The sequence below is a fragment of the Actinomyces qiguomingii genome (assembly GCF_004102025.1).
GTDB lineage: Bacteria > Actinomycetota > Actinomycetes > Actinomycetales > Actinomycetaceae > Actinomyces > Actinomyces qiguomingii.
Genome location: NZ_CP025228.1, coordinates 3,365,415 through 3,390,181 on the forward strand (window position 1 = coordinate 3,365,415; position 24,767 = coordinate 3,390,181).

20 protein-coding genes and 1 tRNA gene are annotated in these 24,767 nt (G+C 67.3%); 11 read left to right on the top strand and 10 right to left on the bottom strand.

Annotation, left to right across the window (positions count from 1 at the left end):
- The first annotated feature begins 512 nt into the window (after positions 1 to 512).
- The 7 genes from CWT10_RS14115 to CWT10_RS14145 all read left to right on the top strand — a co-directional run bounded on the left by CWT10_RS14115 (position 513) and on the right by CWT10_RS14145 (position 10,868).
- Positions 513 to 2,459, top strand: a complete 1,947-nt coding sequence (locus CWT10_RS14115) for a hypothetical protein (protein WP_103061512.1) — start codon at positions 513 to 515, stop codon at positions 2,457 to 2,459.
- A gap of 83 nt (positions 2,460 to 2,542) precedes the next feature.
- Positions 2,543 to 4,078 (top strand): hypothetical protein, encoded by a 1,536-nt coding sequence (locus CWT10_RS14120; protein WP_128683528.1) that lies wholly within the window; start codon positions 2,543 to 2,545, stop codon positions 4,076 to 4,078.
- The gene (locus CWT10_RS14125) at positions 4,044 to 5,606 is read left to right on the top strand and encodes a hypothetical protein (protein WP_103061514.1); all 1,563 of its coding nucleotides are present in this window, start codon (positions 4,044 to 4,046) and stop codon (positions 5,604 to 5,606) included. Before CWT10_RS14120 ends, CWT10_RS14125 begins: the two co-directional genes overlap by 35 nt.
- A 62-nt stretch (positions 5,607 to 5,668) precedes the next feature.
- Complete coding sequence (locus tag CWT10_RS14130; protein WP_103061515.1) at positions 5,669 to 7,609, top strand: hypothetical protein; 1,941 nt, start codon at positions 5,669 to 5,671, stop codon at positions 7,607 to 7,609.
- Positions 7,610 to 7,685: 76 nt separating this feature from the next.
- Positions 7,686 to 9,758: a hypothetical protein gene (locus CWT10_RS14135; RefSeq protein ID WP_128683530.1), complete on the top strand. Its 2,073-nt coding sequence runs from the start codon at positions 7,686 to 7,688 to the stop codon at positions 9,756 to 9,758.
- 97 nt (positions 9,759 to 9,855) lie between these two features.
- The gene (locus CWT10_RS14140) at positions 9,856 to 10,332 is read left to right on the top strand and encodes a DUF2218 domain-containing protein (RefSeq protein WP_103061517.1); all 477 of its coding nucleotides are present in this window, start codon (positions 9,856 to 9,858) and stop codon (positions 10,330 to 10,332) included.
- Positions 10,333 to 10,430: 98 nt separating this feature from the next.
- Positions 10,431 to 10,868, top strand: a complete 438-nt coding sequence (locus CWT10_RS14145; protein WP_103061518.1) for an Ohr family peroxiredoxin — start codon at positions 10,431 to 10,433, stop codon at positions 10,866 to 10,868.
- Positions 10,869 to 10,948: 80 nt separating this feature from the next.
- Here CWT10_RS14145 and CWT10_RS14150 read toward each other — a convergent pair whose 3' ends face one another.
- The 5 genes from CWT10_RS14150 to CWT10_RS14170 all read right to left on the bottom strand — a co-directional run bounded on the left by CWT10_RS14150 (position 10,949) and on the right by CWT10_RS14170 (position 15,903).
- Positions 10,949 to 12,460, bottom strand: coding sequence for an MFS transporter (locus CWT10_RS14150; RefSeq protein ID WP_103061519.1), 1,512 nt, complete (start codon positions 12,458 to 12,460; stop codon positions 10,949 to 10,951).
- A gap of 9 nt (positions 12,461 to 12,469) precedes the next feature.
- Positions 12,470 to 13,267: an IspD/TarI family cytidylyltransferase gene (locus CWT10_RS14155; protein WP_199176280.1), complete on the bottom strand. Its 798-nt coding sequence runs from the start codon at positions 13,265 to 13,267 to the stop codon at positions 12,470 to 12,472.
- Positions 13,268 to 13,314: 47 nt separating this feature from the next.
- On the bottom strand, positions 13,315 to 13,809 hold the full coding sequence (locus tag CWT10_RS14160) for a CarD family transcriptional regulator (RefSeq protein ID WP_103061521.1): 495 nt from the start codon (positions 13,807 to 13,809) through the stop codon (positions 13,315 to 13,317).
- A 91-nt stretch (positions 13,810 to 13,900) separates the two neighbouring features.
- The gene (locus tag CWT10_RS14165; protein WP_103061522.1) at positions 13,901 to 14,605 is read right to left on the bottom strand and encodes a response regulator transcription factor; all 705 of its coding nucleotides are present in this window, start codon (positions 14,603 to 14,605) and stop codon (positions 13,901 to 13,903) included.
- Positions 14,602 to 15,903, bottom strand: a complete 1,302-nt coding sequence (locus tag CWT10_RS14170) for a sensor histidine kinase (protein ID WP_174721968.1) — start codon at positions 15,901 to 15,903, stop codon at positions 14,602 to 14,604. The genes CWT10_RS14165 and CWT10_RS14170 overlap by 4 nt, the downstream gene beginning before the upstream one ends.
- Positions 15,904 to 15,974: 71 nt before the next feature.
- On the opposite strand from CWT10_RS14170, the gene phoU reads away from it, so the two are divergent.
- Positions 15,975 to 16,634 (top strand): phosphate signaling complex protein PhoU, encoded by a 660-nt coding sequence (phoU, locus tag CWT10_RS14175; protein WP_103061523.1) that lies wholly within the window; start codon positions 15,975 to 15,977, stop codon positions 16,632 to 16,634.
- A 296-nt stretch (positions 16,635 to 16,930) separates the two neighbouring features.
- Here phoU and CWT10_RS14180 read toward each other — a convergent pair whose 3' ends face one another.
- The 3 genes from CWT10_RS14180 to CWT10_RS14190 all read right to left on the bottom strand — a co-directional run bounded on the left by CWT10_RS14180 (position 16,931) and on the right by CWT10_RS14190 (position 18,365).
- On the bottom strand, positions 16,931 to 17,668 hold the full coding sequence (locus tag CWT10_RS14180; protein ID WP_103061989.1) for a phosphoglyceromutase: 738 nt from the start codon (positions 17,666 to 17,668) through the stop codon (positions 16,931 to 16,933).
- Between the two features lie 135 nt (positions 17,669 to 17,803).
- A complete protein-coding gene (locus CWT10_RS14185; protein WP_103061976.1) occupies positions 17,804 to 18,133 on the bottom strand; it encodes a histone-like nucleoid-structuring protein Lsr2 in 330 nt (109 codons plus the stop codon).
- A gap of 156 nt (positions 18,134 to 18,289) precedes the next feature.
- A tRNA-Thr gene (locus tag CWT10_RS14190) sits at positions 18,290 to 18,365 on the bottom strand.
- Positions 18,366 to 18,478: 113 nt separating this feature from the next.
- On the opposite strand from CWT10_RS14190, the gene CWT10_RS14195 reads away from it, so the two are divergent.
- On the top strand, positions 18,479 to 19,504 hold the full coding sequence (locus CWT10_RS14195) for an asparaginase (RefSeq protein WP_103061990.1): 1,026 nt from the start codon (positions 18,479 to 18,481) through the stop codon (positions 19,502 to 19,504).
- 194 nt (positions 19,505 to 19,698) lie between these two features.
- On the opposite strand, the gene CWT10_RS14200 is transcribed toward CWT10_RS14195, so the two are convergent.
- Positions 19,699 to 21,300: an alpha/beta hydrolase gene (locus CWT10_RS14200; RefSeq protein ID WP_103061977.1), complete on the bottom strand. Its 1,602-nt coding sequence runs from the start codon at positions 21,298 to 21,300 to the stop codon at positions 19,699 to 19,701.
- 250 nt (positions 21,301 to 21,550) lie between these two features.
- Here CWT10_RS14200 and CWT10_RS14205 point away from each other — a divergent pair, with 250 nt between their 5' ends.
- Entirely contained in the window at positions 21,551 to 22,480 is a 930-nt protein-coding gene (locus tag CWT10_RS14205; protein ID WP_103061978.1) for a helix-turn-helix transcriptional regulator, read from the top strand.
- Positions 22,481 to 22,508: 28 nt separating this feature from the next.
- Here the strand turns inward: CWT10_RS14205 and CWT10_RS14210 are convergent, their stop codons facing one another.
- The gene (locus tag CWT10_RS14210) at positions 22,509 to 23,699 is read right to left on the bottom strand and encodes a DNA polymerase III subunit delta' (protein ID WP_103061979.1); all 1,191 of its coding nucleotides are present in this window, start codon (positions 23,697 to 23,699) and stop codon (positions 22,509 to 22,511) included.
- A gap of 194 nt (positions 23,700 to 23,893) precedes the next feature.
- Here CWT10_RS14210 and CWT10_RS14215 point away from each other — a divergent pair, with 194 nt between their 5' ends.
- Positions 23,894 to 24,745 carry an ABC transporter ATP-binding protein gene (locus tag CWT10_RS14215; protein ID WP_103061980.1) on the top strand — a complete coding sequence of 284 codons (852 nt, stop codon included), beginning with the start codon at positions 23,894 to 23,896 and terminating at the stop codon, positions 24,743 to 24,745.
- Positions 24,746 to 24,767 lie beyond the last annotated feature (22 nt).

A 24,767-nucleotide genomic window follows, 5' to 3' on the forward strand; every position in this document is an offset into this window, starting at 1 on the left:
CGACTACGCGCCATTATGGACGGACTGCAGGCCCTTGAAGACCGGGAACATACCGCCCGCCAGGAGTACTTCGAACGACGCAAGGCGGCTAGCTCCCGGGCCACACCACTACCAGTCGGAACGGTCCCGGAGGGGGCGGTCTTCTCCTCATCAGTCACAGTCATGACAGTAGGTCCTCTCAATCAGGGCTTACACACACCATTGAACACGCCCCCGGAAGTGCCGAAGCGTTGGTGCCAAGTGACGAACCGTCACCGTTCAAGACGAGCCGTCGCGCGAAGCGTCCAAGCGCTGGGGTGAAGTGCCGAACTCTCACCCGGGACACACGAGCGAACACCCAGGTCCGCACCCCCGCAACAACACACGCGCGCCCGACAGCGACCACCACACCGCAACCCCGACCCTCATCACCACACCCTCAAACCGGAAGAGCCCCCATTCTCCTCGCCCCAGCCCGCCCACGGGCAGTGCGCCCCATGGCCCGGTGCGGTACCTCCTGCCACTCTGGGAGCATGCGCACCTCCTCCCGCGACGACGCTGCCGCCACACCCACCCCACCCCAACGCCGCAGCACCGAAATACTGCGCGGCCTGCGCGCCGGCGGACTGCTCACCGCCGTGGGCGCAGGAGCCTGGGCCTGGTGGCAGACCGCGCACTACAACGGCGTATTCCGACTCTCCGGCGAGGATCTGGAGGCCGTTTCGTGGGTCGCCATCGGGTCGCTCATGCCCGTGCTGTTCTGGGGCTACTTCGCGCTTTTGGCGCGACACGAACGCCCTGGCCGCCTACAGAAGACACTCATACTGCTTCTGGTGGCGGCTGCGGCCTTGGCGGGGACTGTCGTGTTCGGCCGCCTGTGGTGGCGCGAGTCGCAAGACATCCAGATGAGCTACCCTGCACTGGCGCAGTTCGCCGTCGCCGCGGCCGCTCTGGGCATCGTCGCTATCAGCGACATTCTCATCCGGGGGCGCAACGCATATCGGACCAGGCCGCGCACTCGACGGCTCCGTCTCCTCCGCCCCACGCTGCCACTGGTGCTGACTGTCATCTTCACCCTCACCGTCGGTGGAACGGCGCTGGCCGCACCCACCCGCCTGTATGCCGCCGAGTCCGTACAGGTTGCCGCCGCCCCAGCACCAGCAATACCCGAGTCCTTCACCGACACCGCCGCCTGGCAGTTGACTTTGGACTACGAGGACACTCGCGTGGAGGGTGTCGTTGCCGGCGCGGCAGGACCGATCCTCGTCACCGATCACGGCGCCATGGGACTCGACCCCCACACTGGCGAAACCACCTGGTCCTACACCCGCCCCGCCAAGACCGTGCACTTCGGCGCGGGGTGTTGGGAGGCCGGCAACTGGTGCTACGCCGTCCTGTCCCCGGACCGGAACCACCTCGTGCTGGGCTACGACGCTGGCAGACTCGGAACGCCGCTCGTCGTGCTCAACACCGCCAACGGCGAGGTCGCCTTCGAGCACTATTACAGCGACCGCACCTGGAAGGGCAAGAACCGGGGGACTGAATTCGACAGACGCGAGGGGCCCAGCATCCAGGTCACCGATAACGTGCTCTGGGTGGGGCAGGAGATCCTCTCGCTGACGGACGGTTCCCTCCAGGCGACGCTGTCCGACGATTCTGACGCGCGCTACGGCAGTGAGGGCTGTCCCCGTGACGATGTGCAGTCTTGCAGGCAACTGTTCCCCCCGGAGCACGGCGGCCACTCCACCCTGGTTCTTGGATCAACCTGCTGGAACCCGAACTATGTCTATGAGGAGAACAACCATGGCGTTTGGTGCGAGGTGGCCATCGCACCGGACGACGACCCCACGGGCATCATCACGGTGGACGCCGTCGTACCCAAGTCTGCTGCATGGCCGCACCTAGTCTTCGCGGACGGTTGGACCGTGCGCTACGCCGACCCCGAGGCAGCCTACGCAACTCTGTCCGAGCAGACCTCAAGGGAACAGACCGAGAAACTGAACTTCCCCCTGGAGGCCGTCAGCATTGACGCTCTCAGCGGCACCGAATCCGCACCGTCCATACCTTTGGGTGAGTTCAACGGCCCCATCGACTACTACGGGATGCATCCTCGCACCATCACCCTATTTCAAGCCCAGGCAAACCCTGACGAAACCGGTTCCAGATCCGTGTTCGACACCACCAGCGGTCACATCTACACCTATGACGAACTGGCCGAGCAGACCTCCGGCTACACCTACCTCGACTCCCTGCGCTTTAGCAGCAACGGCGCAAGCACCAATGTCATCCGCACCGACGACTCCATCGCCCTGCTCCTGAGGAACCTGGACCTGAGTCGCAGCGACCTATTTGGCGGTGACCTTGGCACCTATCTCTTACAGGCACCCGGCGTTATCGCCGTAGTGGCCCGGCAATACACCTTCACCGTGAACGGCGACCTCGACCGCACGACTACAGTCATTGTCGGTTTTTGTGGTTGACCGGCCCATTCTCCTCGCCCCCAGCCCGCCCACGGGCAGTCCGCCCCATGGCCGGGCGTGGTACCTACTGCCACCCTGAAACCATGCACACCTCTTCCGCCGACGACACACGCCTCCGCCCGCCTCGCCCGGGACGGGCGATCCGTAAAGCAGCTCTGACTACCGCCGTCGCCGTCGGCCTGGTATCGCCCATGCTGGCGGGCTGCACCGACTCGACCCCAATCGCCACGCCGTCGACGGCCTCCCCTACCCCCACAACGGCGGCCGTCTCGGTCACCGCCCCCGCAGGCATGGCCGCAGACATCCCGGCGGCCCTGGGGCAACAGGTGCGCTGGCGACACGTTATCGACAACAACGACGCCGAGATCCACCCCGTCTGGGGCGTGATGGCCGGGGCCTCCGGACCCATTGTCGTCACCGGCCACGGCGCGATGGGCCTCGACCCCGAAACCGGCGAGACCACCTGGTCCTACCGCGATCCCGAAGCCACCGTGTCAGTCACCGGATACGGCGTGGTCTCCGCCCAGCGGGCCCACGGCCAGGCGGTACTGAGTCCGGACGGCACTCGCCTGGTTCTCGGCCTGAGCGCGGGCACCGGCAGTTTCGCCACTCGGCTGGTCGGGCTCGACACCGGCACCGGAGAGGTGCTGTTCGACCATGAGGTGACCGGCTACGCGATCGTCACCGAGCGGGCCGTAGACCTGCATATCCAGGTCACCGATCACGTAGTCATGGCCGAACGGGAAGTGATCTCGCTCGAAGACGGCTCCGTCCTGTCCACCCTGCCCCCGGACCCGGCCGTCGTCGACGGCGAGCGGCAATGCCTGCGCACCGACGTCGGCTCCTGCGAGAGCTTCTGGCCCGGCTCCCAGGGCGGGCACTCCACCCTCATTCTGGATTCGACCTGCTGGAGCCCCGGCCCAACCGCAACCAGTTGGTGCGAGTTGACCCTGGCCCCCGATGACGACCCCACAGCCTCACGGCGGGTCGGCGGCTTCGTTCCCATCGACCGGGCCACGGGCGACGCCGAGGGGCAGAGCAATGTCGCCGGGGAGAACCTTGACGGCGTCTACCCCGTTCTGACGCCGCCCGTGCTCGACGGGTGGGCCATCCGCTATAGCGACGCCAACTCCGCCTACGCCGCCATGCGCGATGAGGACGCTGACCCGCTTTCCCTCCCCCTGGAGGCCGTGAGCCTGGACGCCCTCGTGAGCACCGACGACGTCGCACCGGTGCCGCTGGGCTCCTCGGGGCGGACCGTGCGTGACTACGGCGCTCGCACTCTGGCGGTGGTGGGCGCGGACGGGAACTCCGGCGACGCGGTGGTCTTCGACCCGGCCACGCGGCAGGTGCAGGACGTAGACCAAGCTATAGAGCAGGCCACGGGAGCCATTTATCTGGATGCGCTTGCTGTCACCAGATCTGGCAGCGACCTGGACATCACTCGCCCCGACGGCTCCGTCGCCCTGCACCTGGCCGAATACGAGGCACGCATCGAGCACACCGCCGCCTACCTGGTTCCGGCGCCCGGCGTGATCGTCGCTGTAGAGCGCCACCGCACTACCACAGAGGACGGGAAGACCGATGAGTCAGAAGTCGTCATCTTCGGCGTCGGCTAGCGGCTCCGCGCCCGCCGGCGGCTGCGGCGCCCGGTGCCGCCCGCGCCCCAGCCGGCTGGCCTTCATCGCCACCATCCTCGTACTCGCCGTCGGCGCCGCGGCGCTGGTAATCCCACAGAGGATGCACGCGCCGGAGTCCGTGCAGGTGCCGCCCGCCGCCGTCGCCCTCAGGCCGGACACTCTCGGCGAGGAGGTCGCCTGGCAGGGGGTCATCCACTACGACGACCGCGACGCCATAACCGGGGTAACCGCCGGAGCGGCGGGCCCCGTCATCGTTACCGCTCACGGCGCCTCGGGCGTGGAGCCCGCAACCGGCGAGCAGACCTGGTCCTATACCCGCCCCGCCTCACTCCGCAGAATCGGAAATCCGTGCGAACGCGATGGGGTGCCCGAGCCGCATACCGACGCCTCGTGCTATGCGGTGCTCACCCCGGATAGAAGCAGGCTCGTCTTGGGCTATGACGCCGGCCCGCTCGGAGTCCTGCTGGTCGTGCTCGATGCTGCCACCGGCGAGGTCGCCTTCGAGCACATGTATGCATACCGCAGCGACGAGGACAACCGCACCAGTGCTGGCAGACGCGTTGGCATCCACCTCACCGACCGGGTGCTCATGATGGGAGAGGAGGTGGTGTCCCTCGACGACGGGAGCCGGCTTGCCACGGTTCCCGAAAGCGCGCTTCCCGACCTCGGATTCACCAATGACTGTCCCCGCGACGACGTGGAGCTGTGCGAGAGGTTGGAGGGGCCGTCAAGCGGCGGTCATGCGACGCTCATTCTCGATCTGACCTGCTGGCGGCCGGACCATGACTACGACAAGAACTCGACCTGGTGCGAGGCGCGGATCGCCCCGGACGACGCTCCCACCGCCATCCAGAGCATTGCCGGGGTAGTTCCCGCAGAGAGCGGCGGACCGGAGGTCATCGAGGGGTGGGTCGTGCGTTACGCCGACCCCGATGCCGCCTACGCGGAGCTGTCCCATAACTCTCGAGAGGACGTCGACGCCAGTGAGGAGGCCGCCGGGCGCGGCCTCCCCCTCGAGGCCGTGGACCTGGACTCCGTCTCCGGCTCCGAGCCCGCGGTGACGGTGCCGCTGTATGGTTTCGCTAGGGTCTATTCCTACCGCACCCGGCATCCGTACCGAGTGCTCACCGTCGAGGGCGGGCCCGAGGATGCGGGGCGGTCGGCTGGGGATGCGGCAACCGGCGCGGCGGCCGAGGCCTTAATTGTTCCGTCCGCGGGCGGGGTGTATACCGCTGCCGAGCTTGCGGGGCAGACGTCCGGAGCCGCCTGGTTGGAGACGCTCAACGTCCACAGGTCGAAGACCGACGGCGTAAGCGTGATGCGCCCGGATGGTGAGCTCGTCCTGCACCTGAACGACTACCCCGCTGCCGACAATTGGCTCCCGACCTCCGGGGCCGGCTACGTCCTCCGGGCGCCCGGCGTGATCGCCGTCGTCGATCAGCACGTGGTGGTGGATCAGACGACCAGGAACACCTCCTACGAACTCATTATTACCGCGCTGCGCTGAGTCGGTTGGCACGGGCAGCCCACCCCATGGCCGCGTGCGGCGCCTTCTGCCACCCTCGACTCATGGCCACCGACGACGACGCCCCACCCTCCCAGACCACGCCCGGATCGCAGTCCCCGCGACGTAACCGGATTCGGAACCAAACCCGGCGCGCCAGCATCCTGCGCGGCCTGCGCGCCGGCGGACTACTGGCCGCCGTCATGGCAGCAGCCTGGGCCTGGTGGCAGGCCAGGCAGAACCCGGGCATGTTAGGCCCACACAGCAACGGCTTGGATCCACTCTTGCTCTCCTTCATCCTGCTCCTCACAGCTGCGACGGTCTGGACCTTTTACGCCTACATAGTCGAGCCGGCAGACAGTCCCCGTCCCCGACGTACGCTCCTGCTCGCCGCGCTACTTGTACTGATTCCCTCAACCATCGCTGTAGTTCTGCTCGGCAGGTACTGGTGGCAACGCTCCCAAACCATTGGTCTCCCCTACCCGGTGCTCTCCCAACTCGCCATCGCCTCCGCCGGGATCGGCGTCGCACTCACCGCCGGCCTCCTGCTGCACCTGGAACGCGACAGTCGTACACCTTCTAAACAACCTCTACGACGCCGCCTCCGCCCCTCTCGAACCACGACGGCGGTCGCCGTCCTCACCATCGCCGCCGCCACCACCGCACTCACACTGCCGGGCCTGACCTTTCCAGCCCGGTCCGTCGAGGTGTCTGGTCTCCGCCCCGCGTCTGTCCCGAACGCGCTAGGCGAGCAGATTCTGTGGCAGCGCGCCTTTGACAACAACGAGTCCGACTCGCTCAGATACGTCGTTTCCGGAACAACCGGCCCCATCGCCATCACCGACCACGGGGCCCAGGGTCTGGACCCCCAAACCGGCGAGACCACCTGGTCCTACACCCGCCCGGCATCGACATTCAGCCTTTGCGGATACAAACATGACTCCGGCGCGTGCTACGCGGCCTTGAGCCCCAATCGCGCGCATATGGTGCTCGCCTACCACGCCGGTTTCGGACGCACCCTGTTCGTAGGTATTAATACCACCACCGGGCATGCGGATTTCGAATATATGCACCACTCCCCCGCCGATACGGATCCGGCGCAGTACCGCAGACAGATCACCGACCATGTGTTCGTATCAGGCCCGGAAATCATCTCTCTTGCCGACGGCAGTCAGCTGGCCACACTGCCGGAAGTAACCATGCCGAGTTGCGACGGACATTCATTTTGCTTCACGTCCCCTGTCCTGCACGACCCATCCAATTTGCAGGGAGGGCACTCAACCCTCATCCTCGGAGCATACTGTCCAAACACACTACCGATGGGCCCCGAGAGCATCTGGTGCGAAATGGTGGTGGCCCCTGACGACGACCTCACCGCCATCACCACCGTCAATGGCATCCTACCCACGGATAATAATGGGCCAGTCGTAGCGAATGGGTGGACCGTGCGTCTCCACGACCCCGACGCCGCCAATCAGGAAATAAGCGAACAGCTCGGGACAAGCCACAGCCGTCCCGTGGATGCAGTCAGCCTCGACGCCCTGTCCGGCGCTGACAACACCGCCCCGATTCCCCTCGGCGACCTAATTCAACCCCTCAACAACAACGGCTCCTGTACACTGACAGTGCAGGGTGCTTCTTCGACCGAGGTCGTCTTCGATCCCGCCACCGGACAGGTCAACACCACTCAGGAACTCACCGAACGAGCGTACGGCCCCGGCTACCTAAACACCCTCACCGTCGAGGAGCCCCGAGAAATATCGGAGCAACCGGACGGAAGCATATCCGTGGAATACACGGGAATTGACATACACAACGCCGACAACAAGATTGCAATGCACCTGGATCACGCCGATCTCGCCGCCGCCGGCGGAACCCTGGCCTACTACCACGACGGCTACCTCGTGCCCGCGCCCGGCGTCGTGGCACTGGTCTATGACCGCGCCGTCGTAGACGACAATAACGGAACCAGCAACCACCAAACCGTGGTGGTCGGCCTCGGCTAGAAAGCCGCCGCGGTCGACCGAGGACGACGACACCTCGAACGCACCCTACTCCGCCGTCGGCTGACATGCTTTGACCATGTGCCCCTCCGCCGAGTCAGACGAGCCCATCGCCGACGTCTCCCCGCCGCCGTCCAGCCCCGACGGCGCAATCCGGTCCGTACCTCACCCGGAGTTCCCGCCTCCTCCACCGTCCTCCATGCGTGAAGCCGCCACCGAGACCCGGACCGCCACCACCGAGGTCCTACGCGGTCTGCGCGCCGGCGGTGCGATCACCGCCGTCGTAGCAGCAGCCCGGGCGATGAGTCAGGCATCGCACAACCCCGGCATGCTGGAAGCCGCCATCGATGGGCTCGTCCCCACGCTGGTCCTGCTGACACCGGTGGCTCTGTCGGCCTGGGCGTACTACGCGCACCTGATCCGCGTGCGTCCCCGCCCCCAGCGCACCCGGGCCGCCACCCTCCTAGTGCTGCTGCTGACGGTCATACCGGCATTCGTCGTGACGGTCCTCTTCGGCAGGCTGTGGCTGCAACAGTCCGGGGCGATCCGTATGAATTACCCGGCGCTGCTCCCACTCACCGTCACCGCGGCCGGGCTCGCCCTCATGGTAGCCACCGACGTCCCGCTGCGCCTGCTCAGAAGACGGCACCCGACCGGACACCGGTCTGTCCTGCGCCGTCTGTGCCCCACGCCGACGGCGCTGGCCGCCACGGCTGTCACCCTTGCCATCGCGGTCACGGAATTCCTGGTCCCGGGGGTCTCCTTCCCGGACCGTGCCCGGTCCGTATGGCTGACCGCCGTGCGCCCGGTGACGGTACCCGACACGCTCGACGACGACGTCGCCTGGCAGCGGGTATTCGAAGAGACCGAGCCGGTGCTGGGCGTCATTGCGGGAACGTTCAGCCCACTCGTCATCACCGACCACGGCGTGCTCGGGCTCGACCCCAACAGCGGCTATACCGACTGGATCCAGACCCGGCCGGCGTCAACCATAAGGATCGGCAACTGCGACGGCGGCCAGCGGGAGGCCTCCTGCTACGCGGCACTCAGCCCGGACCGCACGCATCTGGTCATCGCCTATGGCGCCGGCCCCACCCGTACCCTGTTCGTCGGCATCGACACCGCTACCGGGAACATCGCCTTCGAGCACATGCACCACCACTCCAATCGCTACTGGTCGGGCAACGACAACCGCCTGCAGATCACCGATCACGTGCTCATGGTCGACGACGACGTGTTGTCGCTTACGGACGGCTCTGTCCTGGCCACGGTGCCGGATACGCGTTTCCCGACGTGTGAGGACGACTGGGGCTGCGCGACCTCCGGCTGGGAGCCCGCATCGTTCTTCCAGGGCGGGCATTCGACTCTCATCCTGGGCACTTACTGCCCGAGTGACCGGGAGGGATGGTGCGAGCTGACCCTCGCACCCGATGACAATCCCACGGCCATCACCACCGTCGTCGGCGTCGTCCCCGCCGGGAGCCAGGCGGGCCCGGTGGTCGTCGACGGGTGGACCGTGCGCTACCGCGACCCCGCCGCCGTCTACACCGAGCTCGCGGAGCAGGATCGTGACGCCGTCAAGGCCGTCACGCATCCACTGGACGCGGTCAGCCTCGACGCCCTGTCCGGCGCCGCGCCCACGCCCGCGGTACCCCTGGGCGACCTCACGACCCCGATGCGGAACCACGCCGCCAGGACACTGCGCGTCCAGGCCGGTTCCTCGCCCGGCTCCGCCGACGTCGTCTTCGAGCCCGCCACCGGTAAGGCATACACCGTCCAGGAACTGATCGAGCGTGCCTCCGGTCGCGGGTACCTCGACGCTCTCACCACCACCCGCTCAGACGCTGCTTCCTCCCCGCAGGGCATGGGCCTCGACGTCGTCGCCTCGGACGGCACCGTCGCCGTGCACCTGGACCGCGAAGACATGGAGGGCGACGCCGCGGTCTCCACGGCCGATCAGCGCTACCTCGACGACGGCTACCTGGTGCCGGCACCCGGAATCATCGCCCTGGTGTGCTCGCGCTCAGCCGCGGCCGCAGACCCGGACGGCTCCGCCCAGACCGCCTCCGGGGCGGGGAGTTCCGAGGGTACCGAGACCGTCGTCGTCGGGCTCAGCAACCGGCCAGCGGCGACCATGAGCCGCCCCGCCTGAAACACCCGCCGTATTCCCGAAAAGGGGCACTGCGCCGGCCACTCAGCCGCGGGCGATAAGCCTGGGCTGCCCCGATACACGAGGCTAGCCTCGTCTCATGATCTCTGAATCAGCAAATGCACATGCCACTCCCGACTTCGACTCCCGCTCGGTGGCCCGCGTGACGACCGACAAGCCGGCCGACTACGGTCGCCAGCTTGTCAGCCACATGAGCCGGAAGATCGACGGCGAGTGGAACGGCGCCGACTCCACCGGACACCTGGTTTTCAACCGTGAGGGAACCGTGGCCGGCGTGGCGGACCTGGCCTGTGAGGACGGCGCACTCGTACTGACGCTGTCCGCCTCCGCGCAGGAGTTGGCGCGTCTGGAGGAGGTCGCCGGTCGGCATCTGGCGCGCTTCGGCTACGAGGACGGGCTGGTGGTGTCCTGGACGCGCCAGGACGGCTCCGCCGGCACCACGCAGGGCCCGCTGACCAAGGAGGACCTGGACCGTCTGAGCGCCGAGTACGAGGACCGCGCGGCGCGCGAGGGCGACTCCGACGCGGCCGAGGACTTCCCGGACCTGCGCGCCTGACATTCAGGTCGGCATCGGTGCCCCTGGACCCGCCGACCATGTAGCAGCCATATACTCCTCGACCAACAGTGCACGTAACACCGCCTAGGAGGGCCATTATGTCCGACGTCACGAACTCGCTGTACACCATTGAGGCTTTGGCATCCGGAGACGGCCGCAACGGCCACGTAACCTCCACCACCGGCCGCATTGACACCGACCTGGCGGTGCCGAAGGAGATGGGAGGCTCCGGCGCGAACCTGCCCAACCCGGAGGAGTTCTTCGCGGCCGGCTACGCCGCCTGCTTCCACTCCGCGCTTCAGGCCGTTGCCCGCTCCCAGAAGGCCGAGTTGGGAGATTCCAGCGTGGGCGCCCGAGTATCCATAGGCTCAAACGGTGAGGGAGGTTTCGGACTGGTCGTCGAGTTGGAGGTCGTCATTCCTGCCCAACCGCATGACGCTGCCCAGGCCCTGGCCGATGCGGCCCACCAGGTGTGCCCCTACTCCAACGCCACCCGGGGCAACATTCCGGTGACCGTAACCGTCTCTGACGACTGATCTGCCGAAGGCTCAGCACGGCGGCCCACCCGCCCGCCCCACCAACCGAACTCGATGGTCATATCGACCGAACTCGGTGGTTATTTCGACCGAACTCGATGGGAGGGCGGGACGGGTGAGACGGGCGGGACGGGCGGGTCAGCCGGCGGGTCCGGCACTCGCAGCATGAGCAGCAGGCCCGCCGCGAGCACCATCACAATGCCGAGAATGCCCCAGTAGCCCGCACCTTCGCCAACCACCCTGGTGCCCAACCAGATCGAGGCCCCGTACATCGCTGGCGCCATGAAGGACACGGCCCGCCCGGTGGTGGCGTACAGCCCGAACATCTCCCCCTCGCGTCCCTGGGGCGCCAGCCGCGCCAGATAGGAGCGCGCCGCCGACTGCGCCGGCCCCACACAGCCCGACAGCACCAGGCCGAGCACCCAGAAAATGGTGGCCCCGGATGAGTGCAGGAAGAACACGAGCAGTCCCGCGCTCACCAGCACCGTGAGCGCGCCGAGAATGACCCGGCGGGGGCCGAGCAGATCATCGAGTCTGCCTGCGGCGATGGTGGCGACACCGGCGACCACATTTGCTGCCACCGCAAACACGATCACGTCCCCGGAGGAGAAGCCGAAGGTGTTCTGGGCGATAATCCCCCCGTAAGTGAACACCCCGGCCAGCCCGTCGCGGAACACCGCCGCGGCCAGCAGGAACCACAGCACCTCGGGGTGGTTGCGGTACAGCCCCACAAGTGTGCGCCACAAGTGCTTGTATGAGGCCCAGACGGACTCGCGACGCATAACCGATTGTGGCGTCTCAATGGGTTCGGCGGGTTCGTTCTCCAACCCAGCCAATTCGCGGGCGTCATACCCGTCCGCCGTATCAATGGCGGCCCACCGCCGCCAAGCCGGCTTACCGGACTGGGTCACCAGCACCGGTATAGCGCACAGACCGAACCAGGCGGCGGACACGAGCATGGATACACGCACATCCAGGCCGCCCGCATCCGTCACCCCGAACCAGCCGACCTCCGGGTTTATGAAGCCCACGTACAGGATCAGCAGCAGCACAATGCCACCGAGGTACCCCATGCCCCAGCCGAGACCGGACACGGCCCCAACCTTGTCCTGGGTGGTCAGCCGGGAGAGCATCCCGTTGTAGTTCACCGAGGCCAACTCGAAGAAGACATTGCCGATTCCGAGCAGAGTGATACCCAGCCACAGGTAGCCGGGCTCCGGCAGAACGAAGTACAGGCCGGCGCTGACGGCGACCACGACTCCCGTATACGCCCCCAACCAGAATACGGTGCGCCCAGCGCGGTCGGAGCGCTGCCCGGTGACGGGGGCCAGCAGGGCAATGCAGGCGCCCGCGATCGCCAGACCCACGGACAGGGAGGACTCGGTGGTGGCCGAGTCTCCGAAGGCGGAACTGGTCAAGTACACGGAGAACACGAAGGTGGTGATCACGGCGTTGAAGGCCGCTGAGCCCCAGTCCCACAGCCCCCAGGCGAGAATCGGCCAGGTCAGCAGTCCGCCGGTTCCGGCGGAGCCGACGTGCGTGGAGCCGGCTGAATCGATCGCGGTGCCCTGTCCTGGAGCATGTGGACTCATACCCCGAGCCTACGGCTGTTGACGCTCCCTGCGGGCAAGAATCTCAGCCAGGGCCAGATCCAGGGGTGTGGTCACCTTCAGGGCGAGCGGATCGCCGGCGACGACTGCGACCTCTCCCCCCATCGCCTCGACTAGGGCGGCGTCGTCACGGGCGGCCAGCGACTCGTCCTCGGCGCGGAGCGTGCCGCGGCGGTGCGCCTCCTCCAGGGTTCGGCGGGTGAAGCCCTGAGGGGTCTGGACGGCTCTTAAACGGGCACGATCCGGCGTGCCGACCACGAGTTCCACCCTGTTTGCTTCCGGGCCGGTTGAGGACCCCGGCGTCGACGCCGCAACGACCTCCCCGACGGCGACCTCCTTGACGGTGTCGACAACCGGCAGGCCGGGGACGACGGCGTGATAACCGGCCCTCACCGCGGCCACAACGCGGCGTGTCAAGTCCGGCGGGGTAAGGGCACGGGCGGCGTCGTGGACGAGCACCACCTCGGCCTCGGGCCGCGCCTGCAGCGCAGCGGCCAGGCCGAGGGCGACCGAGGCCTGCCGCGAGGCCGGTGAGCCGGCGACTACTCCGATCCGTCCAGCATCGGCCAGGTCGCAGACCTCGGCCGTGAAGCGTCCCACGGCGGCAGCGGGGGCGGTGATGGTGATGTGGTCGATGACTCCCGCGGCGAGCAGCCCACGGGCGGCCCGGTGCAGGAGCGTTTCACCGCACAGATCCACCAGGGCCTTGGGCCCCTCCGATCCGAGCCTGCTTCCAGAGCCGGCGGCGGTCAGTACGGCGACGGCGGGCCCGGCGGTCATATCCGACATGTGCGGGACACTACCAGCGCCCGGCCGCCGTCCGGTCCGGCCCCCTGTTAGGCGGCGGCGCCGGAGGCGAGGACCTCGTCGAGCGTGTTCTCGGCCTCTTCCTCGGGAGTCTTCTGGGCGAGGGCAAGTTCGGAGACGAGAATCTGCCGGGCTTTGGCCAGCATGCGCTTCTCCCCGGCGGACAGGCCCCGGTCGGTGTCACGGCGGGAGAGGTCGCGCACTACCTCCGCGACCTTGATGACGTCTCCGGAGGCGATCTTCTCCTGATTGGCTTTGAAGCGCCGGGACCAGTTGGTGGGCTCCTCCGTCAGGGGTGCGCGCAGCACCTCGAAGACACGTTCCAGGCCGGATTCGTCGACGACGTCGCGCACACCGATCAGGTCGACGCTGTCAGCCGGGACCAGGATGGTCAGGTCGCCCTGTGCGACCTCGAGCTGCAAGTAGGTCTTCTCCTCGCCCCTGACCTTGCGCTGGCGGATGTCGATGATCCGGGCGGCGCCGTGGTGGGGATAGACGACGGTCTCGCCGACTTCGAATGTCATAGGTGAGGTCACTCCAGATTTGTCGCGGGGCTTCAGTTTATCAGGAAATAACACAGTAAGATCGGGGAGTTAGCTCACACGGGGGCCGCAGTCAGTCGGCGGTGACCAGCCGGTAGCCAACTCCGCGCACGGTGGTCAGTAGTTTCGGGGAGGAGGGGTCCGCCTCGATCTTGGCGCGGATGCGCTTGACGTGCACATCCAGCGTCTTAGTGTCTCCCACATAGTTGGCGCCCCACAGGCGCTCGATGATCTGGCCGCGGGTTAGTACGTGGTCGGGGTGCCGCAGGAACAGTTCCAATAGCTCGAACTCCCGCTTGGGCATGGGCACCACCTGCCCGTCGACGCTCACTTCGTGACGTCCCACGTCCATGGTCACTCTTCCGGCCGTGAGCACCGGTTCCTCCGGCCTCCCATCGGCGGTGCGGCGCAGCACGGCGTGGACGCGAGCGACCAGCTCCCGGTAGGAGTACGGCTTAGTGATGTAGTCGTCCGCCCCCAGCTCCAGCCCGGCGATCTTGTCCATCTCCGCGTCCCGGGCGGTGAGCATGATCACCGGCACCCGGGAGGTGCGGCGGATGCGACGGCACACCTCCGCGCCGGACATACGCGGCAGCATCAGGTCCAGCAGGACCAGGTCGATGGGGCCGGTACCGCCTGGCGCCCCGGCACCCTCGAAGCGTTCCATGGCGGCGGCGCCGTCGCGCGCCTCGACCACCTTGAAACCGTCACGTCGCAGGTTCAGTGCCAGGGGTTCACGGTAGTTCTCCTCATCCTCAACCAGCAAAATGCGGGTCATTGCCTGTCCTCCTGCCCGGTGCGGCTCATGCCCGACGGCGGCCCCTGGCGCCGGGCGGCGGGATCTTCGGATATGGCGGCGATGGCGGCGAAGGAGGCGCCGGCGGCTCCGGAAGCCACCGCCTCGACCGCCTCCGGGGCCGGCCCGGGCAGGTCCGCCTCGGTGCGGTGACGGGGCAGCAGCAGCGTGAAGGTGCTTCCGCGCCCGGGCGCGGACCACAACTCCACTGTGCCGCCGTGGTCGGCGGCGACGTGCTTAACAATCGACAGTCCCAGGCCGGTGCCGCCGGTCATGCGTGAACGAGCCTTATCCACCCGGTAGAAACGCTCGAAGACTCGCTCCTGCGCCTCCTTGGCGATCCCGATGCCCTGATCGACAACAGCGATACGCACCAGTTCCGGATCCTCAGCATCCACGCTCAGCCCAACGCTTACACGGGTGCGCGGGTCGGAGTAGCGAATGGCGTTGTCCAGCAGGTTGCTGACGGCGGTTACCAGCAGCGCGGCATCCCCCAGCACGTGGAGGTTCTCCGTACCGCCCGACACCAGGGCGACCTCCTTGGCTTCCGCCTCAACCCGCACCCGATCGAGGGCGTCGACGACGACGTCGTCGAGATTCACATCCTCCGGCTCAACCAGGGCGTCGCCGTCCTGCAACCGGGACAACTCGATGATGTCCCCCACCAGCAGCTCCAGGCGACGTGACTCCCGACTCATGCGTCCGGCATAGTCGGCGACCAGCTCGGGGTCCTCGGCGTTCTCGCGCACGGTTTCGGCCAGCAGCGAGATGGCGCCGACCGGGGTCTTGAGTTCGTGGGATGCGTTGACCACAAAGTCGCGCCGCATCTGCTCGACCCGCCGGGCGGCGGTGCGGTCCTCCACCAGCACCAGCAGGCGACCGCGGCCGATGGCGGCCACACGGACCTGCAGGTGGAAATTGCCCGCTCCGGCGACACGGCCGCGCGCAACCGTGATCTCCGCCTCCTCGGCCTGGCCGGTGGCGCGCACACGCTCGACCATCTGCGCCACCTGCGGCTCGCTGACCTCGTCGTCGCGCACAATGTTGTAGGTGTAGGCGGCGGCCGCGGCACGCAGGACCTCGCCGTCGTCGTCGAGCAGGACCACGGTGGAGCTCAGCGCGGCGAGCACGGGGATCAGACCGTCGCGTTCGAGCGTAGAGCCGGCGATCATGCCGTTGCCGTGCACGTCGCGGGTGGCGTGCCCGAGTGCGAGCCCTGCCGCCGCGCCGGCGGCGACACCAACGGCGGCCACGGCGATGATCAGCCAAACGGTTCCCACGCCCCCTAGGGTAGAGGTGTGGGCGGGCCGTTCGCGAGCCCGACCGCAGCGCCGACACTTGGGAGGCAGCCGTGCGTGACATTTTCAACCAGGAGCTCAAACAGCTCGGGAGCGACCTGGCGTCCATGGCAGAGCAGGTGGCCACCGCCATCGAGCGTGCCGCGGAGTCGCTGCGCAACGGGGACATAGTGGTGGCCGAGCAGGTCATCGACGCCGACGAACGCATAAACGACTTACAGCGTGACATTGACGACATGTGCGTCATGCTGCTGGCCCGTCAGCAGCCCGTGGACCGCGATCTGCGCAATGTCATCTCCGCCCTGCGCATGGCGCAGACCCTTGAACGGCAGGGCGACCTCGCCCGGCATGTGGCCGCCATCGCCCGTGGTCGCTACCCGCTCCCGCCGGTGCCCGAGCCGATCCTGGGCTTGATGGTGAAGATGGCCGACGCCGCTGTACGCGCGGGCCGGGACGTGCGCACCCTCATCCGGACCCAAGACCTGGAGCTGGCGGCGCAGATCCAGAGCCGCGACGCCGAACTGGACGCGTTGCACCGCGAATCCTTCCAGATGATCCTCGACCCGAGCATAGAGCTGACCCGGCAGCAGGTGGTCGACGCGGTTCTCATGGGCCGTTTCCTGGAGCGCTTCGGCGATCATTCGACGTCAGTGGCCCGCCGTATGGCCTACCTGGTCTCGGGTGTGACCGTGCCTGGCCCGAGCGAGTCCTGATTGCGCCGGACGTAACCGGCTTTTCGTGCGTGGGGGTGTGGTGGGCGGTGTGTTCTGGGGCGTGAGGTGCTGGTTTTCGACATGAACGGCCGTCCTGCACACCAGCAGCCCACCACCAACAACCACCCCCCACCCGAACACAACCACCACGCCCCAAACGCGAAGAGCCCGTAACCACTCGTAACCGGCCTGTGGCACACAGACTAGTGGGGCGGGCAGACGCCGGTTCCGTCTGCCCGCCCCACTAGACCAATGGTCACTGTCGGCTGCGCGCATCCTCACAGATGCGCGCAGGCTCACTTCCCCTGGTTGGCTACGGCGGCGATCTTCGCCTCGGCCTCGGGATCCAGGTAGCGCCCACCCTTCTTGATGGGTTTGAGGGTCTCCTCATCAAGTTCGTACACGAGCGGGATACCGGTGGGAATGTTCACGCCGGCGATCTCGGCGTCGGAGATGTCGTCAAGGTGCTTGACGATGGCGCGCAGGGAGTTGCCGTGCGCAGCGATCATGATGGTCTTGCCGGTCTTGATCTCCGGGATGATGGTCCCTTCCCAGTAAGGCAGCAGCCGGACCAGCACGTCCTTAAGGCACTCGGTGGCAGGAATTGGCTCACCGGCGTAACGCGGGTCGGTGTCCTGGGAGAACTCCGAGCCGAGTTCAATGGCCGGCGGCGGCACATCGTAAGAGCGGCGCCAGAGCATGAACTGCTCGTCCCCGTACTGCTCGCGGATCTCCTTCTTGTTCTTGCCCTGCAGCGCCCCGTAGTGGCGTTCGTTGAGCCGCCAGTGCCGCTCGACCGGGATCCAGTGCCGATCAGCCGCATCCAGCGCCAGATCGGCGGTCATGATGGCGCGCCGGAGCACCGAGGTAAAGAGTTTGTCCGGAAGGACGCCCGCCTCCTTAAGGAGTTCGCCGCCGTGGAGGGCTTCGGCCCGCCCCTTCTCCGACAGCGCGACGTCCACCCAGCCGGTGAACAGGTTCTTAGCATTCCATTCGCTCTCGCCGTGGCGGAGCAGCACAAGGGTGTAAGCCATGAGGATCATTGTGCCAGGCTCCGCCGCGCGCCACCAGGCCCCTGGGTCCTAGCTGGATCCAGGGGCCTGGTGGAAACGAGGCGCCGGCAATGCGCGCGGCGTCGCCGACCATTTTCAGGCCGACGACGCCGGAGCTCAGTTCTTGCCGGGGTTGTTGGCCGCCATGTAAGCCTCACGCACCGGAGCGGGAATGCGCCCACGGTCAGAAACCTCATAGCCGTTGGCACGCGCCCACTCACGGATCTTCTGCGTGACGCCCGTCGGCGGGCGACGACGGAGCGTGCGGCGTCCGCCGCGACGACGGGCCTTTACCGTCCACTCCTCGATCGACTCGCGCAACGCGGCAGCGTGCTCCTCGTTCAGGTCGATCTCGTAAGTGACACCGTCGAGTGCGAAAGTGATGGTCTGGGTCGCCTCAGACCCGTCGATGTCGTCCACCAGGACAATCTGCGTCTTCTGCGCCATATTGGTCCTCCTTGCCACAGATTTGCGGGCCCCGCTTCTACTGCGGGATCGTCCCGCGAAACAGGATATACATAACGGCACAATTGAAGCAAGGGAATTGGGAAATACGGCGCGTCGGGTCCTCCGGGGTGGCTGTCCACGGCGTGCGGGGACCATTGGAGCCACCTGTGGGAATCGAACCCACGACCTATTCATTACGAGTGAATCGCTCTGCCGACTGAGCTAAGGTGGCCTGCCGCCAAAGCGGCGACACGCAGGTTACCGCCTGCCGCCGCCGACACGCAATCCGGCACCCCAAACCCACGGAGTGGTTTGGAGCACAGCCGCACCCGCTACCCTGACCGCATGCACGTCCACTTCACCTACGCCGGTGGAACCATCGGGATGATCGACTCACCCGGCGGGCTGCACCCGGGCGCCGACCTGGAAACCTGGCTGACAGACCTTCTTGACGCATTCCCGGCATCGTTGACACCGATCGGGACGGCCACTGTGACCACGCTGCAGCCATTGATCGATTCCACGCAGGCCGCACCCTCCACCTGGCAGGCGATCGTTGATGACATACGTGCGCACGCCCGCGCAGACGCCTTCGTGGTGCTACACGGAACCGACACGATGGCTTATACCGCCGCCGCCCTTTCCTACGCCCTGACAGGCCTGTCGCAGCCGGTGGTGATCACCGGCTCCCAGCTGCCGCTGTCCGCGGCGGGCTCGGACGCCCCAGCAAATGTGGTTGGCGCCGTACAGGCGGTGCTTGGGGGAGCCACCTCCGGCGTTCAGCTCTTCTTCGGCGGCCGCCTGCTGGCCGGCAATCGCGCCACCAAAACCTCCACCTGGAGTTTCCAGGGCTTCGACTCTCCGAGCACGGCGCCGCTGGCCTGCGCCGGAGCCCCCTGGCGGTGGTCCGGTCCTGCCGAGTCCGAAGCTGACACCGGCTGGAGGAGCCCGCGCCCCTTCCGTCGGCACGACGTCGTCGTCGTAGACGTGGTCCCCGGACTGACTGACACCCGTCTGGCCGCGCTGCTGGAGCCACCACCCGTCGCGGCGGTGCTGCGGGCCTACGGGGTGGGCAATCTGCCGACCGAGTTGACGACGGTAATAGCGGATGCGGTGAAGACCGGCGTAACGGTGGTGGTCACCTCCCAGTGCCTCCAGGGCACGGTGGAGTTCGGGCGCTACGCCGTCGGGAACCCCGTCGCCGCTGCGGGCGCGGTCAGCGGCGGTGACATGACCCTGGAGGCCGCGTACGCCAAGCTTCAGTTCCTGGCCTCCCAGGGGCTGCGGGGCGCCGAGCTAGGCGCCTGGATGGGCCGCAACCTGGCCGGAGAACTCACGGAGCCATCCACTCCCCTCCACCGAGACCGGTAGTTATCACCATCGAGTTCGGTCGACGTTCCCATCGAGTTCGGTCGACGTTCCCATCGAGTTCGGTCGACGTTCCCATCGAGTTCGGTCGATATGGCATGGTCCAGCTCTTCAGCAGGCCGACGGCGGGCGTTCGGCCGGGCAGACAGTCAGCCGGAGCGGCAACCGGCCCGACAGGCAGCCAGCCGGACAGACAGTCAGCCGCAGGTGAGATCTTCCTCAGGCAGGACGCCAGCCAGCAGGTAGTCGTCCACGGCCTTGATGACGCAGTCATCGGAACGCCCGTAGGCGGTGTGGCCGTTGCCCTTCCAGGTGACCAAGCGGGCGTCGTCGAGCTGCTCCGTCAGCGCCTGGGACCAGGCGTACGGGGTGGCCGGATCGCCGGTGGTGCCAACCACCAGGATGGGGGCCGCCCCGGATGCGTGAAGCTCCGTCAACTCGCGCTTGGACTCATGCCCCCAGTTCTGGCAGAACAGGTCGGAGTAACCCAGGACCTCACCAAAGGTCGGGGAGGCCTGCTCAAGCGCCTCCCGCTCTGCCTCCCAGCTGTCAAAGTCGCCGACCACGGGATGATCCAGGCACATAATGGCATTGAGGGCCTCGACGCCGTTACTCGTATAGCTGCCGTCATCCCGACGCCCGGCGAACAGGTCCGCGGTGTTGAGTAGTACTGAGCCGTCATTCTGGTTCATGGCCTGACTCAGTCCCTCGGTCAAGGTGGACCAAGACTCGGACACGTACATGATCCCGATGATCCCGTACACGGCCAATGAGTAGGTTAGCGGCCGATCGGGATCGGAAGTGGGAATCGGTGAGTCCCGCGTGACTGCGAGGAGGTCCTGGATCTGCGAGACTCCGGCATCGACGTCGCCGTGCAACGGGCAGTCGCCTCCGCTCTGACAGTCCTCCACGTAGGCGCGCAGCGAATTCTCGAAGCCTGCGGCCTGCCCGAGGGTGATCTCGCCGAGGCTCAGCGTCGGGTCGACGGCGGCGTCCAGGACCAGTCTGCCCACATTGGCGGGGAACAACTCGGCATAAGTCGCCCCCAGGTAGGTGCCGTAGGAGTAGCCGAGGTAGGCCAGCACGTCCTCACCGACGGCGGCACGCAGAATATCCAGATCACGGGCTGCGGAGATGGTGTCCACATGGTCGAGCAGCCCAGGTGGGGTGTTCGCATTACACAGCTCCTCCAGCTCCAAGGTGCTGTCCACAACAGCCTGCTGTATGGCCACCGCGTCATCGTCGACGGCCATATCGTCTTCAGAGCCGGCGCGGAACTCATCGAGTTCGGCATCAGTCATGCAATCGATAGCTGTGGAGCGCCCGACGCCCCGCGGATCAAAACCCACCACGTCGTATGCGGCGAGCAGATCCGCGGAGAAAGTTTTCTCGCTCGACTCCGTCATGATGACGCCCGTGCCGCCCGGACCACCCGGGTTGATGAACAGGGTGCCGATCGCCTCTTTGTCCGCCGGGCGCCGCTTCATGGCGATATCAATAGTGCTTCCGTCCGGGTTCTCGTAGTCCAGGGGGACCGTGACATAAGCACAGCTGAAGTCGGCATCGCCGTCAACCTCGGTCATGCCCTTGTCGCACGGGTACCAGGCGACGTCCTGGGAGTAATAGTTCTCCAGGCCAGCAGGGACGACGGCGCTGGCCGCGGCCGTCGGTCTGGCCGCAGCCGAGGGACTGACACCTGCGGAGGGAAACAGACCGTTGCAGGCCACCAGGCCGAAGGCTGCAAAAACTGCGACAAGTGCCACAAGTAGTCGGTGCGGACGTCCGCGAAGTGCGTTCATCCGTTCAGCCTACGAGGCGGCCACGGCCGGGACGAAGCACCGCCGAGTGGAGTCCTCCCCATTGCGACACAGCCGTAAGCACCGCCGACATCCTCACTCAGGCTTACTCAGGCCCGGCATGGCCCGGGACGCAGTTGGGGCATCCTCCTGCCGGCGGCCGGGCGGCTACACAGGCCCGGCGTGACCCCGGACGCAGACGGGGACCGGTCGACCCTCCCACGATTCCGTCGCGGCGCCTAGCCTTGAGTCCATGAGCCAGCCGCCTCCTCCCGCCTCCGCCGACGCCCGCGCCGAGATCAAGGACTTCCTCACCACGCGCCGCGCCAAGGTCACCCCGCAGATGGTGGGCCTGCCGGTGGTCGCAGGGCACCGGCGCGTGCCGGGGCTGCGACGCGAGGAGGTAGCCATGCTCGCCGGAGTGAGTGTGGATTACTACACGCGTCTGGAACGCGGCCATGCGGCCGGCGCCTCCGACGAGGTCCTTGAGGCACTCGCCTCCGCTCTCCGCCTGGATGATGCCGAACGGCAGCACCTAGTCGACCTGGCGCGGGCGGTCACCCCCACCGGACGGACCAGGCGGCGTCGTTCCAGTGGGGTCGGCAGGGTGCGCTCGGACACCCAGTGGATCCTTGACGCCATGGCTATGCCCGCGGCCGTGCGCGACGCCTCCGGCAACTACCTTGCGGCCAATGCGATGGCACGGGCCCTGTACTCCCACATGTTCGTAGATCCCATCCCCGACGTGGCCGCAGAACATCCGAATATGGCGCGCTATGTCTTCCTGGATCCGCGTTCGCGGGAATTCTTCGTCAGGTGGCAGGACGGCGCGGAGGATCTGGTGGCCATGTTGCGGCTGGACGCCGGCGCCAATCCCACCGATCCGCAGTTACAGGCACTGATCGGTGAGTTGTCCACGCGCAGCCGGGACTTCGCCGATCTGTGGGCGCGTCACGACGTCGGCTATGTGTGCCGTGACAAGAAGGTGGTGAACCACCCGGTCGTCGGCGAGATGCACCTGTTTTATGAGTCGGCCGCCATGGCCACCACACCCGGACTGACGATGCTCCTATACGGAGTGGAGCCCGACTCCGCGAGCCAGGAGGCACTGCGGCTATTGTCCTCCTGGGCGGCCACCGAGCTGGCACAGACGGACGACGCCGCCCAACCGGCCCAGTGCTAGAGCCTCTCTGCGCTGGCGACGACGACGTTCACGCCTGAGGGCGCAGTTGCACCATGAGGGACTCCACCGCCAGCAGCGGCGCGGCGTTGGAGCGCAGCCGGTTGCGGCACTCCTCTATGGCGCCGATACGTGCCAGCGACTGCCGCGGGCCGGTGGAGGCGGCCACCTGCTCCACCGCTTCGGACAGGTCGATGTTCACCTGCTCCACGTCGCTGCCGAGCTGTACCGCCAGTACGTCGCGGTAGAAGGACAGCAGGTCGATCATGGCCCGATCGAGGACATCCGTGCGGGCACGCCGGGCGCGCCGCTTCTGGTCCTCCTCCAGTTGCCGCACCTGGGCGCGCAACGACGGCGGCACGCGGGTGCCATCCTCCACGCCGAGAGCGCGCAGCAGGGCGGCCTTCTCGGCGGCGTCACGCTCGGCGGTGGACTGGGTGGCCTCCGCCTCGGCGGCCTCGACCAGGTCTGCGGCGGCCAGGACCGCGTCTCCGACGCTGCGCAGGGAGATGGGTGCGAGCAACAGACGACGGCGTCGCTCCCAGGCGCCGGAGTCGACGGCGAGGTGCCGGGCGAGTCCGATGTGGGACTGGCTGGCGCGGGCGGCACGGGCCGCCAGCTCCGGGTCGGCGCCGTCGCGGCGCACCAGCAGCTCGGCCACGGCGTCGGCGGGCGGGATGCGCAGCGTCACCAGCCGGCAGCGGGAGCGGATGGTGGGCAGGACGTCGTCGGCGCTGGGCGTGCACAGGATCCACACGGTCTGCGGCGGTGGTTCCTCAATGGACTTCAGCAGCACGTTCGTGGTGCGCTCGGCCATGCGGTCGGCGTCCTCCACCAGGATCACCCGCCAACGGCCGGTCCAGGGGCGACGCTGCGCCTCCCCGATCAGGGCCTTGACCTCGTCCATGGTGATCAGGAGCTTTTCGGTGGCCAGTCGCACCACGTCGGGATGACTGCCGCTCATTACGTCACGGCAGGCCTTGCACACCCCGCAGCCGGGTATCTCGCCGGTGCACTGCAGGGCGGCGGCGAAGGCGCGTGCGGCGACGCTCCGGCCGGAGCCGGGCGGGCCGGTCACCAGCCAGGCGTGGGTCATGGCGGAGGCGTCTACGGCGGGCGCGCCTGAGGCGTGGGCGGCAGCGCTTAGACGGGCGGCCCGGGCGGCGGCCTGGAAGGAGGCGACCACCTTCGCCTGGCCGACGACGTCGTCCCACACGCTCATGCGCACTCCCCCGCGAAGGCCGCCGGTGCCCCGACCACGGCCGGCAGCGGAATGGACTGATTCACGTCACCAGGCTAGCGGCAACCGCCGACGCATTGCCTGCGCCCGACCATCGACATGGCTGCCCCGAGTTGAAGTAGCGTCGCCGTCTTCTTGCCGTGCCCCTAAGATCTCTGAGAGGAAAAGGAGGGACCATGACTGCGGTGGCCGAGCTGTCGGGCGTCACGAAGACCTACCAGGGGCGAGAGGTGCTCCATGGCATCAACCTCTCCCTGGACACAGGGTCCACCTACTTCCTGGTGGGACCAAACGGGTGCGGGAAGACGACCACCATTGAGACGCTCGTGGGACTGCGTGCCCCGACGAGCGGCACGATCACGCTGCTTGGAACGCACCCGGGCGATCCCTCCCTACGGCCACGCATCCGAGTGTGCTTGCAAGGCGGATCGCTGCACGCCCAGGTGACCGTCCGGGAGCACTTCGAGTTTCTCGCGGCACTCTATGGTCGGCCGGCCGGAGCGGTGGAGGACACCGCCGCGGATTTCGGCATCAGGGACCTGTTGGACCGACGGTTCGGTCGCCTCAGCGGGGGCCAGCAGAGGCGTGTCATGGTGGCGGGCTGCTTCTTCGGCGAGGCGGAACTCATCATCCTGGACGAACCGACCAGCGGCGTCGACCTGGAGAGCAGGCTCTCCCTGTGGGACTACCTGTCCCGGGTCATGGCGGGCAGGCCCGCTACGCTCCTGGTCACGACCCATGACCTGACCGAGGCCGAGGACTACGCGGACACCGTGATCATTATGCGCGACGGCTCCATCGTGGCCTCCGGCACGGTGAGCGACCTGGTCCGCGCCTCCGGGCTGGTGGGCGTGGTGCCCGTGCCGACAGCAATTCTCGACTCCCTTCCGGCGGGCACGGCCCGGACCCGTCACGTCCTCAGCGCAGACGGCGCAGCCACCCTGGTGGGATACACCAGCGCCGAGTCCCTGCGTCGTGACGTCCGCGCTTTGGAGGAGGCGGAGCCGGGATCGGCCTGGCCTCGCTGATCGAGTCCCGCGTTCTGGCCGG